The organism is Methanobrevibacter filiformis (assembly GCF_001639265.1).
GTDB lineage: Archaea > Methanobacteriota > Methanobacteria > Methanobacteriales > Methanobacteriaceae > Methanacia > Methanacia filiformis.
Genome location: NZ_LWMT01000250.1, coordinates 1 through 15,179, shown reverse-complemented (window position 1 = coordinate 15,179; position 15,179 = coordinate 1). Strand labels below are relative to the sequence as shown.

At 26.6% G+C, this 15,179-nt stretch carries 15 protein-coding genes, 1 tRNA gene and 1 pseudogene; 7 read left to right on the top strand and 10 right to left on the bottom strand.

What is annotated here, in order from left to right:
- Positions 1-165 precede the first annotated feature (165 nt).
- From MBFIL_RS10875 to MBFIL_RS07540, 10 genes and pseudogenes are all read right to left on the bottom strand, one after another.
- Positions 166-576, bottom strand: coding sequence for a DUF3800 domain-containing protein (locus MBFIL_RS10875; RefSeq protein WP_066973189.1), 411 nt, complete (start codon positions 574-576; stop codon positions 166-168).
- The gene (locus MBFIL_RS07580; RefSeq protein WP_066973186.1) at positions 542-748 is read right to left on the bottom strand and encodes a DUF3800 domain-containing protein; all 207 of its coding nucleotides are present in this window, start codon (positions 746-748) and stop codon (positions 542-544) included. The genes MBFIL_RS10875 and MBFIL_RS07580 overlap by 35 nt, the downstream gene beginning before the upstream one ends.
- 395 nt (positions 749-1,143) lie before the next feature.
- Complete coding sequence (rpl12p, locus tag MBFIL_RS07575) at positions 1,144-1,446, bottom strand: 50S ribosomal protein P1 (protein ID WP_066973184.1); 303 nt, start codon at positions 1,444-1,446, stop codon at positions 1,144-1,146.
- 177 nt (positions 1,447-1,623) lie between these two features.
- Positions 1,624-2,631, bottom strand: coding sequence for a 50S ribosomal protein L10 (locus MBFIL_RS07570; RefSeq protein ID WP_066973180.1), 1,008 nt, complete (start codon positions 2,629-2,631; stop codon positions 1,624-1,626).
- Positions 2,631-3,269, bottom strand: coding sequence for a 50S ribosomal protein L1 (locus MBFIL_RS07565; RefSeq protein ID WP_066973177.1), 639 nt, complete (start codon positions 3,267-3,269; stop codon positions 2,631-2,633). Before MBFIL_RS07565 ends, MBFIL_RS07570 begins: the two co-directional genes overlap by 1 nt.
- A 613-nt stretch (positions 3,270-3,882) precedes the next feature.
- Entirely contained in the window at positions 3,883-4,365 is a 483-nt protein-coding gene (locus MBFIL_RS07560; protein WP_066973175.1) for a 50S ribosomal protein L11, read from the bottom strand.
- A complete protein-coding gene (locus MBFIL_RS07555) occupies positions 4,365-4,850 on the bottom strand; it encodes a transcription elongation factor Spt5 (protein ID WP_066973174.1) in 486 nt (161 codons plus the stop codon). Before MBFIL_RS07555 ends, MBFIL_RS07560 begins: the two co-directional genes overlap by 1 nt.
- Positions 4,851-5,461: 611 nt before the next feature.
- Entirely contained in the window at positions 5,462-5,641 is a 180-nt protein-coding gene (locus MBFIL_RS07550; RefSeq protein ID WP_066973173.1) for a protein translocase SEC61 complex subunit gamma, read from the bottom strand.
- Between the two features lie 757 nt (positions 5,642-6,398).
- A pseudogene (gene ftsZ / locus MBFIL_RS07545) lies at positions 6,399-7,434 on the bottom strand (cell division protein FtsZ); the annotation flags it as partial.
- A gap of 232 nt (positions 7,435-7,666) precedes the next feature.
- Complete coding sequence (locus MBFIL_RS07540; RefSeq protein WP_066973171.1) at positions 7,667-8,230, bottom strand: pyruvate kinase alpha/beta domain-containing protein; 564 nt, start codon at positions 8,228-8,230, stop codon at positions 7,667-7,669.
- An 838-nt stretch (positions 8,231-9,068) separates the two neighbouring features.
- Between MBFIL_RS07540 and comA the strand changes: the two genes are divergently transcribed.
- The 7 genes from comA to MBFIL_RS07505 all read left to right on the top strand — a co-directional run bounded on the left by comA (position 9,069) and on the right by MBFIL_RS07505 (position 14,775).
- Complete coding sequence (comA, locus tag MBFIL_RS07535; RefSeq protein WP_066973169.1) at positions 9,069-9,842, top strand: phosphosulfolactate synthase; 774 nt, start codon at positions 9,069-9,071, stop codon at positions 9,840-9,842.
- A gap of 83 nt (positions 9,843-9,925) precedes the next feature.
- Positions 9,926-10,810 (top strand): coenzyme F420-0:L-glutamate ligase, encoded by an 885-nt coding sequence (locus MBFIL_RS07530; RefSeq protein WP_066973191.1) that lies wholly within the window; start codon positions 9,926-9,928, stop codon positions 10,808-10,810.
- Positions 10,811-11,196: 386 nt separating this feature from the next.
- Positions 11,197-11,715, top strand: a complete 519-nt coding sequence (tfe, locus tag MBFIL_RS07525; RefSeq protein ID WP_066973168.1) for a transcription factor E — start codon at positions 11,197-11,199, stop codon at positions 11,713-11,715.
- A gap of 194 nt (positions 11,716-11,909) precedes the next feature.
- Entirely contained in the window at positions 11,910-12,398 is a 489-nt protein-coding gene (locus MBFIL_RS07520; protein ID WP_066973167.1) for a TIGR00295 family protein, read from the top strand.
- Positions 12,399-12,662: 264 nt separating this feature from the next.
- Entirely contained in the window at positions 12,663-13,571 is a 909-nt protein-coding gene (locus MBFIL_RS07515) for a DUF5591 domain-containing protein (protein ID WP_066973165.1), read from the top strand.
- A gap of 504 nt (positions 13,572-14,075) precedes the next feature.
- Positions 14,076-14,363 carry an iron-sulfur cluster assembly protein gene (locus MBFIL_RS07510; RefSeq protein WP_066973160.1) on the top strand — a complete coding sequence of 96 codons (288 nt, stop codon included), beginning with the start codon at positions 14,076-14,078 and terminating at the stop codon, positions 14,361-14,363.
- A gap of 338 nt (positions 14,364-14,701) precedes the next feature.
- Positions 14,702-14,775, top strand: a tRNA-Ile gene (locus MBFIL_RS07505).
- Positions 14,776-15,179 lie beyond the last annotated feature (404 nt).

Below are 15,179 nucleotides of genomic sequence, written 5' to 3'. Positions count from 1 at the left end.
TTTCTTTTTTAACCATCTTTTTTAAACAAACATCCTCCTCATCATCAAGCTCTACTCTTCTCTGTTTCATATAGTATAATATGAATATCATCATATATAAATATTTTAAAATTAAGTTGTCATGACACTAGGTTCTGGCCTTTGGGTAAAATTTATACTTTTTCTTTAATTTGCTTCTATTATTTTTGTTTCTAATTTTATTATGTCTATAAATTCTGATTTTTGATTTTCATATTTTTGAAAATAAGACCAAGCAATAATATCAATAATTTGCAGCCCGTTCCACTCATGAGAGTAGCTATGAAAAATTTTCAATTTGAGCTCATTTTTTAAGCTCAATTTTTTCTCAAAATATTTATTAAATATTTCCATGTCTCTGGTATTTGCTTTGGATCTATCAATTCTAACTGTTAAATTGGAATTAATTTTCAAATGTTCTGCTAAAATTCCTACTAATTTATTGTAAAGCTTATTTTTATCAAAATCATTATAATATTTTCTTTTATCAAAAATAACTGTGTATATTTTGGAATTTGTTTTATTAAGTTTTTTTAATAATTTCAGATGAACATGCATATCCTTTTATTTCATTAATATTTTTTAACTCTTTCTTGAATTTGTTTCTTCGCATGTTTTTTATGATTCTATTTAATTCATTGGTATTTTCTACTAAAATTGCAGAAATTACAATGTACTTGGAACCTTTTATTCCCAAGTCTCCACTTTCATCAATGAATAAATATTTCATATTATCAACTAATTTTATTATATGATCTTATTTCTTTTATTTTATATTCAAGAAATACATTTTTAATATGAATTTATTCTTTTTTATTAATTAATTTTTTGTTTTAAATATACCTCCCCGAAAAAGAAATTTTTTTGCAGTGAATTTACCTATTAAATGTTGTTTAGCAATATAATTGAACAAAATAATAAAAAACAGTAGAATATGAATAATAGTACTAATAAATTAGAAAAAATATTGTATTCTCCCAATTAATCAACTAATTAATTAGTTAAATTAAATAATAGAACATAAAAATAATAGAAATAAAAAAATAATAGAAATAAAAAAATAATAGAAATAAAAAAATAATAGAAATAGAAAAATGAATAGGAATAAAGAGATAGATTAAAAATCTATCCGAAGAGAGCACCTAATCCAGCTGCTGCTTCTTCCTCAGTTGCTTCTTCCTCTTCTTCCTCTTCTTCTTCCTCTTGAGCAGGAGCTTCAGCTGCTACAGGAGCTGCTGCGGGAGCTGCTGCGAAAGTACTAGTTTCAATAGCTTCTTCAATATCTACATCTTCTAAAGCTGCAATTAAAGCTTTGATTCTAGTATCGTCTGCAGTTAATCCAGCTGCATCAATAATTTTCTTCACATTTCCTTCATTAATATCTTGATCTGCACTGTGTAATAACATTGCTGCATAAATATATTCCATGTTTTCACCTTGTATATTATTAAATTATTAATGTGTTTTATCACATTTTTTAATATCTAAGTTAAATATTTAGAACCATTGAGGTTTAAATAGCCAATAATGGTTTTTAAATAAATCAAACTCTTAAATCCTTAATTTTAAGATTAAATTAAATCTTAGATAGAGTTTAGATAAAGCTTAGCCGAAAAGAGCACCAAGACCTGCTGCTGCTTCCTCTTCGGTTGCTTCCTCTTCTTCTTCCTCTTCAACAACTTCTTCTTTAGGAGCATCACTTGGAGCTGCTACAGCTGCTGTTGGACGATTAGCAAGTAAATCAGATACTTTTTCACTTAAAGCATCTTCAGATCCTGAAATCGCTGATGCAATAGCTAATAATTGAGATTGAGCTAAAGCAAGTAAAACATCTGTGGTTTCATCAGTAACAATAGCTGCGTTAACTCCTAAGTTAAATGCTTTGCTGTGAGCATTACCTATAATAGCAGAGATAGTTTTTGTTGTAGGTATAGCTGCATTAACAGATAAATTAAATGCACCAGTAAATGCAGCTCGAACATTTGCTAAGGTTTGCTCTTCATCAATTGTTAAAACATCAGAAGTGTAAATAGATTCTTCTTCAAACACTGCTCTAAGATCAATTCCTACTTCCATAGGAAGAATGTCTAGTCTGGTTAAAGTACTTGCTACTTCACGAGAAACAACTTCTCCAGCTTTAACAATAACATGATCTTTGTTAATTACGATTTTTCCTTTATCAATCTTTGCTGGAACTCCAACTTGCTGAAGTTCACCTAAAAATGGACCTGGTTCAAAACCAGTGTCACCTGCAGGAACAATTATATCAGATCCAGCTGTTGACCCTGCTTTAGCAGGAGCTGCAGTCTTACTATCCTCTAAGATTTTATAAAGTCTAAAAGGATTTAATTCTGTAAAGACTATTGCTGGTTGCCCTTCCATGAAAGGAGAAAGCTCTATAACTTTTTCTTTATTAGACTCTTTAAAAGCAAGTTCCATGAGATTCTTTTTAGACATTCTAATTAAAGCTTTGTCTTTTAAGCTTTGTCTCATTTTTTGCATTTGTCTAGATGGAATATTAAGTAAATCAACAATACCTATTACATCATGAGAGTTTATTAAATCTTTAAGGTCTCGAACCTCATCCTTTTTCCATTCAGCAATGTGAGCCATTAAATCACCCTCACTACTGAACCCATTGTTGTTTTAATAAACATGGATTTTATCTGATTTCTTCCTTTCTCTAAATTGTGATCTAAGACTGTGAGAACCGCATCAATATTCTCAGCTATATCATCGTCTGACATAGTTTGTACACCAACTAAAGTTTGGATAGTTGCCTGGCTTTTAACACCAATTTTAACTGTAGATTGTAACCTTGCAATTAAAGGTTCAACTTTAATACCTGCAGGAACAGGTTTAGGCATTTTTTTCCTTGGACCTAAAACTGGACCTAAGAATCTACCTACAAGTGGCATCATATCTGCTTGAGCTACAAAGAAATCATATTGATTAGCTAGCTTTTTAGCTTGCTTTCTATCTTTACCAATTTCTTCAAGCCCTTCTTTAGTTATGACAAGATCTATACCAGCGCTTTTAGCTGAAACCGCCAATTCCCCGTCAGCGATAAAGCCGATTTTCACGTCTTTACCACGTCCTTTAGGAAGAGAAACTTCCTCATCAAACCGATTTTCTGGTTTTCTGACATCCAAATCTTTGATATTAATTATAACATCAATAGATTGTGTGAAGTTTCTCGGCTTGGATTCATCTTTAGCCTTCTTCACTGCTTCTAATATTTCTTGTGTCATATAAATCCTCCAGGAACTTTAATTAAAGCTCCCTAAATGGATATTCATCAGTTCATGAGTAGTTGAATTAACTAATAATTGCTAACATCTAATAGCTAAAAATATTAAGATCTAATAGCTATTAAAATAGTAGCATTCAAGTTAAATAAAACAATCACATGAATTAAAAAACAATATATCAACTACATATCCAATTAAAGTATAATTAAGTGTAAATTTAAAAAATATTCAAAACTAGAATATTAAATATAAACTATGGATTATACTACATTGATATATTATGTAGAATCATCTACATTGCATATAAACGTAACAGTCATCATAAATTTTTATAAATATCACTATTTACAAAACTTAATAATTTATTTAATATAATTATATTTTAAGATATATAAATATAAACCATATTTTAGAATATTTAAATATAAACCATATTTTAGAATATTTAAATATAAATTAATATAAACTATATTTTAGAATATTTAAATATAAATTAATATAAACCATATTTTAGAATATTTAAATATTTTTATCTTGTTTTTATTTAATAATGTTGATATAATAGATAGTATTAATTTTAAATGATTAATAAGTAATAAAATACTTAATCATCTTATTCAACTAAAATACTATCATATTCTCCAGCATCAACTGCTTTTTGTGTGTCACGTGGGTCTTTCCCGTCTACAGTAATACCCATACTTACACAAGTACCCATTACTTCTTTAGCACCTTGTTTGTAGCTGTTTGCAAGTAATGAATCGAATTTCATCCTAGCTATTTTTAATGCTTGTTCTACAGACAAATCAGCGATTTTATCTAAACCAGGGTCTTGAGAAGCTTTCTCTATTTTAAGTTCATCCATAATCAATGCAGTTGTTGGAGGAGTACCAATTTCAATTTCAAATTCTTTAGTATCACCATCAATTATAACCTTAACAGGTACTTTCATACCTTTAAAGTCAGCAGTTTTAGAGTTGATCCCTTCAACTACTTGCATCATATTAATACCAAATGGTCCAAGTGCAGGTCCAAGTGGAGGACCTGGAGTTGCAGTTCCACCTTCTATAAGAATTTCAACAGTACTTTTAGCCATTAGTCAGCCTCCTTTTGAATAATTCTAATTTGATCAGCTTTAACAGTAACAGGAATAGGAACAGCTGCTTCAATTAATTCCAAAACAACTTCTTCACGAGATTCATCAATACGAACCACTTTTGCCCGTTCTCCTTTGAAAGGACCTGAAATAAGTTCCACAATACTTCCTTTTTTAATAGAAGATATAATTGGTTCTGGTTTTAAGAATTTTTTGACTTCATCGAAACTAATGATATTTCCATTATTATCTGCACCCTTACCTTCAACAACACCACGAAGGTGAGGAATTTTCAATGCAGGATTCTGCATATCAATTTTTGTTGAAGATTCAACTAACACATAACCTTTTAAGGATTCAGGTACGATAATAGCAGTTATGCCGACTCCACTTTCATTGGCTTTTCTAGCTAACAACCTAGCCACATTTCTCTCTTGACCTGCAGAAGTCTTAAGAGCATATATGGAATTTTTTAAATCTTCCATGTATAAAACACCTTATACTAATTAAAATCTAATCCAATTAATTATAAATTGCAATTAATAAGCTAAATAATGTTATTATTTAATTGAACCCAAATACTAATTCTATCAAACGAATAGTAATTTAATAGATTCTCATAACAACTTAACAAAGATAATTAACAATTCAATTAACTAATAAAGTTTAATTTAATCACAATATCATATAATACTTTAATTAATTCTATAAATAAACCAATAAGTGAATATCAAATAAATAATAACTCAATTAAAAGATTTAAATAAAAACAGAATCATTATAAAATTAATATAATATTACAATACATTTGTACTTTGACTTAACCTATATATATATTTTAATAATTAAAAAATAATAATTAAAAAAAATTAAGTATGAAAAAATATAGATTAAGTATTAAACTATATTATTAATAGCAAAACAACTTCAATAGCTAAACAATTTTAATAGCTAAAAAACTAATTAATAGCTAAACAATTTTAATAGCTAAAAAACTAATTAATAGCTAAATAACCTAACTAAGTAAAATAGGCAGTTTATTAATCTAAAATAAAGAATTTAACTCACAAATAAGTTATAATAAATTACAATTAAATTAAACACCTGCTAATTGAGCTATTAAAACAATAACGAAACCAATAACTCCTATGATTGCTATTCCAATTGCAGTAATCTTTGAAAAGTTAAGATATTCTTCCGTAGTTGGTTTTTTTGCTACTTTTAACACTCTTTTACATTGTTTTAGAAAACTATTAACTGATTTTTGAATATTCATGAAAATTCCCTGTTATATTTAATAATAAGTTTAAATAAAATACCTAAGTTTAATTAATCCAAATATTAATTAAATAAATAATAACTTGAAAGTTATTGATTAACAAATTTACTAAAATAATATTGATTTAAAGTTATTTATTATTTAAAAGCTATTTATTAATAAAATTATTAAATAATAAATTTAGGATTTATATATTTATATTTTATAAGAGTTATATATTTTTCCATTGCTACAATTAGATTTGTTATTTAACAAACTAATTTATAACTAATAAATGATACTTAATAGTTTTATAAAAATTGTAAAAGTTTAGTAATATCCTAAATAATATCCTAAAAATTAATAAGAAACATAGATAATAGTTAGGAAAGTAGATAATGGTTAAAAAAAGTAGCTATTGAGTGTTTAGCTGTTAAAAATAAATTATAAATTAAATCATACAATAATTTAATTTATTGCTACTTCAATTATCAAACAAGAAGTACTAAACTTAATTAAATTATTATCAAAATAAGTTATCTAAATTAAAATAAATAATGTTTAATTTAAAATAAGTTATCTAAATAACCTATCTAAATAATTTAACTAAATATTAAATATATTTAACCAATTAATTTAATTTAAAAATTCTTTGAAGAATTCTAAAATGATCCATCAAGGAAGTCTTCCAAAGGATCTATTGCTACAGGAGCATCCTCATGTTCAGGAACATCAAGATTATCATCTAAACGTTCTGGTTTTTCAAAGTACATACTATGTGACTTGACTCCAGCAACAACAATAGTGGTTCTTATTACATGTTGTAAATCATCATCAATTTGAGCTCCCCAAATGATGTTAGCTTCAGGGTCTAGTTTATCAGCAATAGTTTGTACAATTTTTTCAGCTTCATGCAATGTAAGATCTGAACTACCTGATATATTGATAAGTGCTCGTTTAGCATCAGATATATCAAGATCAAGTAATGGACTATTGAGTGCTTCATGTACAGATTCTAATGCTCTGTCTCCAGAGTCAGATTCTCCCATACCAATCATTGCCATGCCAGAACTTTTCATGATGCTTTTAATATCGGCAAAATCCAAACTAACTAATGCTTTTTTAGAAATAAGTTCGGTTATACCTTTAACAGCCCTGCCTAAAATTTCATCTGAAACCATGAAAGCCTTACCTAAAGGAAGATTCGGTGCAACTTCTAATAACTTGTCATTAGGTATTACAATTACAGTATCCGCATTTTCCTGAAGTTTTTTAAGACCTTTTTCAGCATTCTCACGTCTTCTGATTCCTTCAGCTGAAAATGGCATGGTTGCAACAGCAACAGTCAATGCTCCTGCTTTTTTAGCTAACTTAGATATGATTGGTGCAGAACCAGTTCCAGTTCCACCTCCAAGCCCACAAGTTACAAAAACCATGTCAGCTATTTCAAGCTCATCTTTAATCAGATCTTCGCTTTCTTCAGCACATTCTTCTCCAACATCAGGTTCTCCACCAGCACCAAGACCACCACAGGTATTTCTACCAATTAATAGCTTTTTTTCAGCATTACTGTAATACAAATCTTGAGCATCCGTATTTACAGTTATAGTCTCAGCACCATCAATACCAATTTCGTTTAATCGTGAAACAGTATTGTTACCTGCTCCACCAGTACCAACGACGAAGATTCTAGCTTTACTTTTTTTTATAGCATCTATTAAATCATCATCGAGGTCAGCGGAGATTTTTGCAGGACGTTTATTATCTGTCCTTTTTTCCGATTCCTTTATCGCATCATCTATAAATTTCACTTACTAACCCCACATTATAATATATTATAAGATATGTACAAACTTATATTTAAATGCAACGGTTAAACCATTACATTTACATAAAATTGTTAGAAAATTTAATGAAATATTGAAAAAGTTTAACTACAAAGAAATATTAGTTTGTTAATAAGCTTACAAATAAGTAGTTTTAAATAACCTAAAATTTAATAATCACAATAGCAAAATTACTACTGAAAATCAATCAAATATCTTAAGGTCTAGGCATTGCAATTATTTCATGGATTTTCATGTCAAATACATTAGTCATGTTTGCAGGAGTTAAAATAGCTGCAGAATCAAGACCATGCGCATTTCCACCAATAGCTATTATTTCTTCACCAACAGGAATAAGCCCTGCATCAGCTAACATGATACTAATTTCAGCACAGACTTTAATGCCCTGTGAAAACATTCTAAAGCTTGCAGCTATTATTTCTACTGGAGTAACACCACCAAACTTATTAGATATTCCCCTTCCAACACCACTTAAAGCATGAGATCCTACAAAAGTTAAAATTCCTCTTTTTTCAAGTTCTACTCGCTTATCCTCACTTATTTCAAGATTATTTTTATCTCTAAATCCTGCATGATGAGTTACATTGATAATTTTCACCCCATCAATAACATCATCTAATTTTAATGCTGATTCACCTGAAACAGATGCAATAGCTATATATTTAATATTAGATCCTTCTAATCTACTTTTAACCAATTTAATAAGTTCATCAGTATTAGATTCCCCAGGTTTTTCAAAATATGTAACTGATTTTTCCATAATTAATTCCTCAATATATAATATTTGATATAACTACCTATTAATAACATAAAACCAAACAATTTAATAAACCAAACAGTTTAATAAACCAGCGAGTTTAATTCAAGTAAGATTTAAATAAAACTAATAAAATTCCACAAATATAAATTAACTCACAAATTAACTTCAAAAGCCAACTAACTCCACAAACAATATTAAAATACAAACTAATCCACAAACAAATTGAATTGTAAGTTAAATTAGAAATTAAATTAACATGATATTTTATTTCGATATTAGGCAAAATAACAAGCTAATAGCTAAGAATCAATAGCATAATAGTATAATAATTGCTTAAAGCTGAAATTATAAGTAAAGACAACATATATAAATTACATTGAATAAAGTGATTAAATTAAGTTCATTTAATTCAAAATATAATCATCTTTTGATTACTAATTATTATCTAATCATAAGTATTATTTAAGATATGCCTTATTTTCATTAAAATAAAATAATATTCAATAAACATAATCATAAACAATAAATTTTTTATAAGTTAAAGACAAATATGACTAATTATATTAATTATATCAACTATGCATAATTAGTTTAAACAAAAACCCGATTAATATATTTAATAAACAAGATACTAAAAGAGTATAATACTAAAAGAGTATTAATAGGAACTATGGATAGTGAAAGCAATTATCTAAATATGAAACAAACTTTTAAAAAAAGTTTGATCAAAAGCTATTTCCAAAAATAAACCATTTTAAGTATAAGGAATGCTTTTATTAATATTAAAATTAATTATAAAACAAAAAGATATTAATTAAAAATTAAATGAGGTTAAATAATGAATACATTTGATTTTCTTCTAAAAAAAAGGCAATCTAAACCTAGAATTTCTGGATTAACCATGGTTTTAGATAAAGGACTTGGAATAAAAACAGCGGAAGACCTAGTGGATATTTCTGGAAGTTATATCGATTTAATGAAGTTTGGATGGGGAACCATAATATTACATGATAAAGAAATTATAAAAAACAAAATAGCTATGTATAACTCATTTAATATTACTGCATATCCTGGTGGAACATTATTTGAAATAGCTTATAGGGAAAATAAAATACCTCAATATTTTGAGGAAGTTAAAGATTTGGGATTTAAGGCAATTGAAATATCAGACGGAAGTACTACTATTTCAAATGAAGAAAAGCTAAAATATATTAAAGAAGCTAAAAATAAAGATTTGTATGTTTTATCAGAAGTAGGTAAAAAAAATCCAAATGAGGATTTAGATATAAACATTAAATCTCGAGTTAAATCAATAAATGAAGAAATCAAGGCAGGATCTGACATTGTTATTGTTGAAGCAAGAGAAGGTGGAAAAAACATCGGAATTTATGATGCAAATGGAGTAGCTAAAGAAGATGAGGTTGATTATATTCTAAAGAATGTAACAGAACCAGATAAAATACTTTGGGAAGCACCTAATAAAGATCAGCAGATATTTTTCATTTTAAAATTCGGTCGAGATGTTAACTTAGGAAATATATCTACAAACGATGTAACATCCCTTGAAACATTAAGATGCGGTCTTAGAGGAGACACTTTAGGGAAAATATAATAGAAATAAAGAATAGAATACATACTAACTAAATAATATGATAACTAATTATATAGTAACCAATTAATATGATAACTGATTACATGAATAAGAATAATGCCAATAGCAAGACTAAAAATATATTTATTGATAATTATAGGATCATACCTATTGAAACAGGATATATTGAGCCAAATGAAAATTTAGATAAGATATTAAATCCTGCAACAGAAGTCATTGAGGAAAATGATTATTTAGTAATTGCTGAAACACCAATAGCTATTTCACAAGGACGAGTAGTTGATGAATCACAGTATAGACCTGGATTTTTAGCTAAATTCTTAGCTATTATTTGGAGTAAATATCTTTGGGGCTATGTCTTCGGTCCAATTCTTAAAATAAAAAAGAGAACCATAGACAATCTTAGAAAACTTCCTCCAGAAGCGTCTGCACATAAAGAGGTTGTTTTAAAATTGTATGGACTGAAACATGGACTGAAACCTGCTTCAGAAGCAGGTATTGATTTGAGTAATGCTCCAGGAACCTATGTCTCACTACTTCCAGAGAATCCTAGCAAAATAGCTAAAGAAATAGCTATTAAAATTAAAAAAGAAAAGGGAATTGATGTTAAAGTTCTTATTGTAGATACTGATGCTACTTATAAATTAAGAAATACTTATTTTACAGGTTTACCTGAAGCATTAGCTCCTATTAAACTAAATGGAGGTGTTTTTGCTTATATTTTAGGTCAGCTTAGCGAAAACATTGGTCCTACACCTATCGGAGCTTCCTCTGATATACCAATAGTCACAGCTTTAGAAATAGCTAATTTGTCTGAGAAGTATCAGAAAACTTTAGAAAACAATATGGAAACATTTTATAGTATGAAGAAAATTTTAGGTTCTGGTGAAAGTAACAATGAAACTATAACTATAGAAATGTTAAATTCAATCATACATACTCCTGCTGTAATAATACGGAATAAATGAGTATAAAATACTAAAAAAGCAATATTAAGAAATATTGAAAATAACATGATTCTATTCAAAAAATTTATATACTATTAGAAACATAGTAAATAAACTAAATAAATAACTTAAAAAGTAATACTATATTACACGAAAATTATTATTTAAATTATGATTAGTAAATATTAATTTATGATTATATATTCCTGTCTAAATCATTAATTATATATTCTATAAAAATCATAAGTAATAGTATTAAATAAAATAATTTTTACAAATAACATAATTAATAACTATTTATATTAAGTTTTTAAAAAGGATTCTAAATTAATTATTTTTTGTAATATGCCACTATTATCTATTTACATTTATAATACTTATTATCTGTTGTATTAAGAGGAAGATATATGTTAAAAGAACCATTAGTTCGAGAATATTTAAATGACATCATTGAAGATGAGAACCTTGTTATTGTTCAATGTCTTTTAGATGGAACAAATACTGACGAAGAAATAGCTGAAAAAACCAATATCAAGTTAAATATTGTTAGAAAAATACTATATAAACTTTATGATTCTGGTCTTGCTAGCTATAAACGAAGTAAAGATCCTGAAACACAATGGTACACTTATGCTTGGAAATTTGATTCTGAAACCATTGTTAATCATATTGAAGACAAGTACAAAGAACATATTGACAAACTAAAAGTATTACTTGATTTTGAAGAAAATACTATGTTCTTTACTTGTGAAACAAAACATCAAAGGTTTACTTTCGATGAAGCATCTGAGAATGGGTTCATATGTCCAGAATGTGGTGAAGAAATCAAATTTGAAGAGAATAATAGTATCATAAAAAGGATTAAAGAAGAAATTACAAATTATGAAACCAATTACAATGCACTTAAAATGAAAAATGCAAAGTAATTTGAATTGTTTATTTCCTATTTCTATTAATTAATCTTTATATTAAATTATAATATACATACTAATAACTATTTTTAAAATCCATATTAATTTATTATAATAATTACTTACTAATAAAGATTATCTGCTAAATAAAGATTATACTCTATTTTTAAAAGTTTTCTAAAAGGATTAAACTGTTTTAGGACAATAATATGAATACTTACAAAATAATTGATATTTTAAAAAAAGAAAATACTCCAGAATGGGTCATTGACCACTCTAAAGCAGTTTATGAAAGAACTAAAGAAATATCTGAGAATTTTAATGTTGATGAAGAACTTATTAAGCAAGGAGCTCTTTTACATGACATTGGAAGATCAAGAACCAACACAATAAGTCATGGAATTATTGGATCAAAGATAGCTATTAAATATGGATTTGGAAAAGAAGTTGCAAATATAATTGAAAGACATATTGGATCAGGAATTCCAAAATCTGAAGCTATTGAATTAGGTCTTGGTGAAAAAGATTACATTCCTTTAACATTAGAAGAAAAAATTGTTGCTCATAGTGATAATCTTGTAAACGGATCTGAAAATGTTGACTTGGAATTCGTGATTAAAAAAATGAAAAACACAGTTCAAAATCCCGAATACTCAATAAAAAGACTTAAAAAATTGCATGAAGAACTTTTTATTTAAAAATCAACATAATTAAAAAGTAAGATGTTTAATATATTACTAATAAATATAAACCCATATTTTAATACAATGATAATTTTCAATACTATTACTAAATAAATTAATAGTAATAATAAATTAATAATAATATTACTAAATAAATTAATAGTAATAATAAATTAATAATAATATTACTAAATAAATTAATAGTAATAATGAATTAATGATAATAATAATAATACTAAATATAATAGTAATTAATTTTGATAATAGTCGAGGCAATTTATGAAAGTCATATGTTCAAGTGAAGAATCATTATATCGACCAGAAGTAGTTAGATGGAGAAATAGGATGGAATACATGAAAAGCCCAAGTGATGTTGTTGTGGTTCTTCCATGTAGTATGAAAAAGCCTTACTCCAATTCTAAATCACATCAAATATTTAAAAAAGCTACTAAAGGCTTTCAAGAACTTATATTAACTTCCCCTTTTGGAATATGTCCAAGAGAAATGGAAAATACTTACCCAATACAATCTTATGATGTCGCAGTTACTGGAAATTGGAGCTTCGAAGAGAAAAAAATAGCTGGAGAACTTCTTAAAAAGTATACAAAAGACAAGACTGTGATAGCTAATGTTTCTGGAGGATATGAAGAAGTTTGTAGAGAATATCTTGATGACTGCATTTATACCTGTGAAGATAATAAAGCAACCTCACATGATTCCATTTATAATTTACGCCAAAAGTTAAAAAAATACTCAAAAGTTAAAAAAAGAGACAGAACTTTAAATGAGCTTCGATCAATAGCTATTTACCAATTTGGACAAGGAGGAGAAAAATTTATTGATGATGATGTAATAGCTAAAGGAAGATATCATAGAAAGATTTTCTCAAATAATGAGCAAATTGCACTTTTAAATAGAGATATAGGATTATACTCATTAAGTCTTAAAGGTGGAGAAATATTAGCTAATCTCAATCTTAAAACAGTTAAAATCGACTTTGAACTTGAAACCAACACTGTTTTCTCTCCAGGAATAAGCGATGCAGATGAAAATATTATTCCAAAAGATGAAGTAGTTGTAGTAAAAGACGATGCAGTTGTTGGAGTTGGAAAAGCAGTTTTATCTGGAGAAGAAATGAAAAAATCAAGTAATGGAATAGCTATTCGTGTAAGACATAGGAAAAAATAAAAAGAATAATTAAAATAAAAACATAGACAATTTTAGCTATTTAAATTATTAATTATGTAAAAGTGAATTCTATTGAATTTTTAAAGTAAAAACAAAATCCAATGAATCAAAAGCCCAAATACTCAAAATAAAAGCAAAAAATATAAATACTGAATAATAACTATTTATTAACCTGATACAATAATATTAATACTATAATTAAGACAATAAAATACAATTAGTAATATTAACAAGACCCCAAGAACTACTAAACAACTACACCAGATAATTTTCATGAATATATAAAATAAATATGGCTAATATAAAATGAAAAATATAGCTAATTAAAAAGATATAGTTATAAAATTAATAATATTATTTATAATAATAATTTAGAGGATAATAATTTGTTTAAAAGTTATTTAATAATTTATTATTCAATATTATTAATTATATGATTATTTATTATGTTATTTTAATTTATAAATCATTTAAATAAATTTTTAAGTTTAATGGAGGAATTTAATGTCAGATGAGATAGTAAATAAAATAAAAGAAGCAGTTTCTAAAGTTAAGGATCCCCATATGGGCGTTAGTATTGTTGAAATGGGAATCGTTCAAAGTATTGAAAACGATGGAGAAACTACTAAAATTTTAATAAAACCTACAAATCCTGGATGTATGAGTGTAGCTAAAATGGCTGCTGATGCTAAAGCTCAAGCTGAATCAGTCGAAGATGCTGGGAATGTTGAAATCATAGTAGAAGGTCATGCAATGGCAGATTCTATTAATGAAATGATTAATAAAAAATAATAATTTAATACACTGATTTCGCAAAATAGAAATTTTGCAAAATCCTATCATGTGAAGTTAAATCAGTTTTTATAGATTAAAACGGATTTTGAAAAAATTTTTTATTTTTTCGAAATCAACATCTAAATTATAATAAAATTGCTTAAAAATTAATCGAAAGTATTATATATAATAAAATCCTAAAAGTTGAATAGCATTTTAGATTTAAATAAGTCATATATATTTAAGTATTCAAAGTTAATATTTAAAAATTTATTATTATATTAAAAAGTTTTAAATAATATCAGAAATAAAATAACTTTAAATACTATGAATTGTATATATTCATTAATATGTGAAGGTCCGTGGCTCAGCCTGGTAGAGCGCACGGCTGATAACCGTGAGGTCCTGGGTTCGAACCCCAGCGGACCTATTATGTTTTGATTTTTATTATCCTTTATTTTTTCTTTTTTCTAGAATTTCTACTTAATATCTTTATTATTTTCATAGATTTCAGCACTAATTTTACAAAATATTAAGTTGCAGTGTTATTAATATATTACATTATATTAATAATATATTTCAACAATGATAATGTATTTCATACTGTTAATAATTCAAATACACTACAAATAATAAGCTATTTTTACAATAAGGACCCATAGTTCATTAAAATATACAATTGAGGATTCGCATTTAATGTTTCTTTATTTGTTCTATTTTATTGATTTTTTCTTTATTTTTTGTGTTTTTATGTGAGTTTTTTTTAATATTTTGTTGGTTTTGTTGAATTGTTTTTAGTTGTTCTTATTGTTTTTGGTTTGTTTAATTTTATGT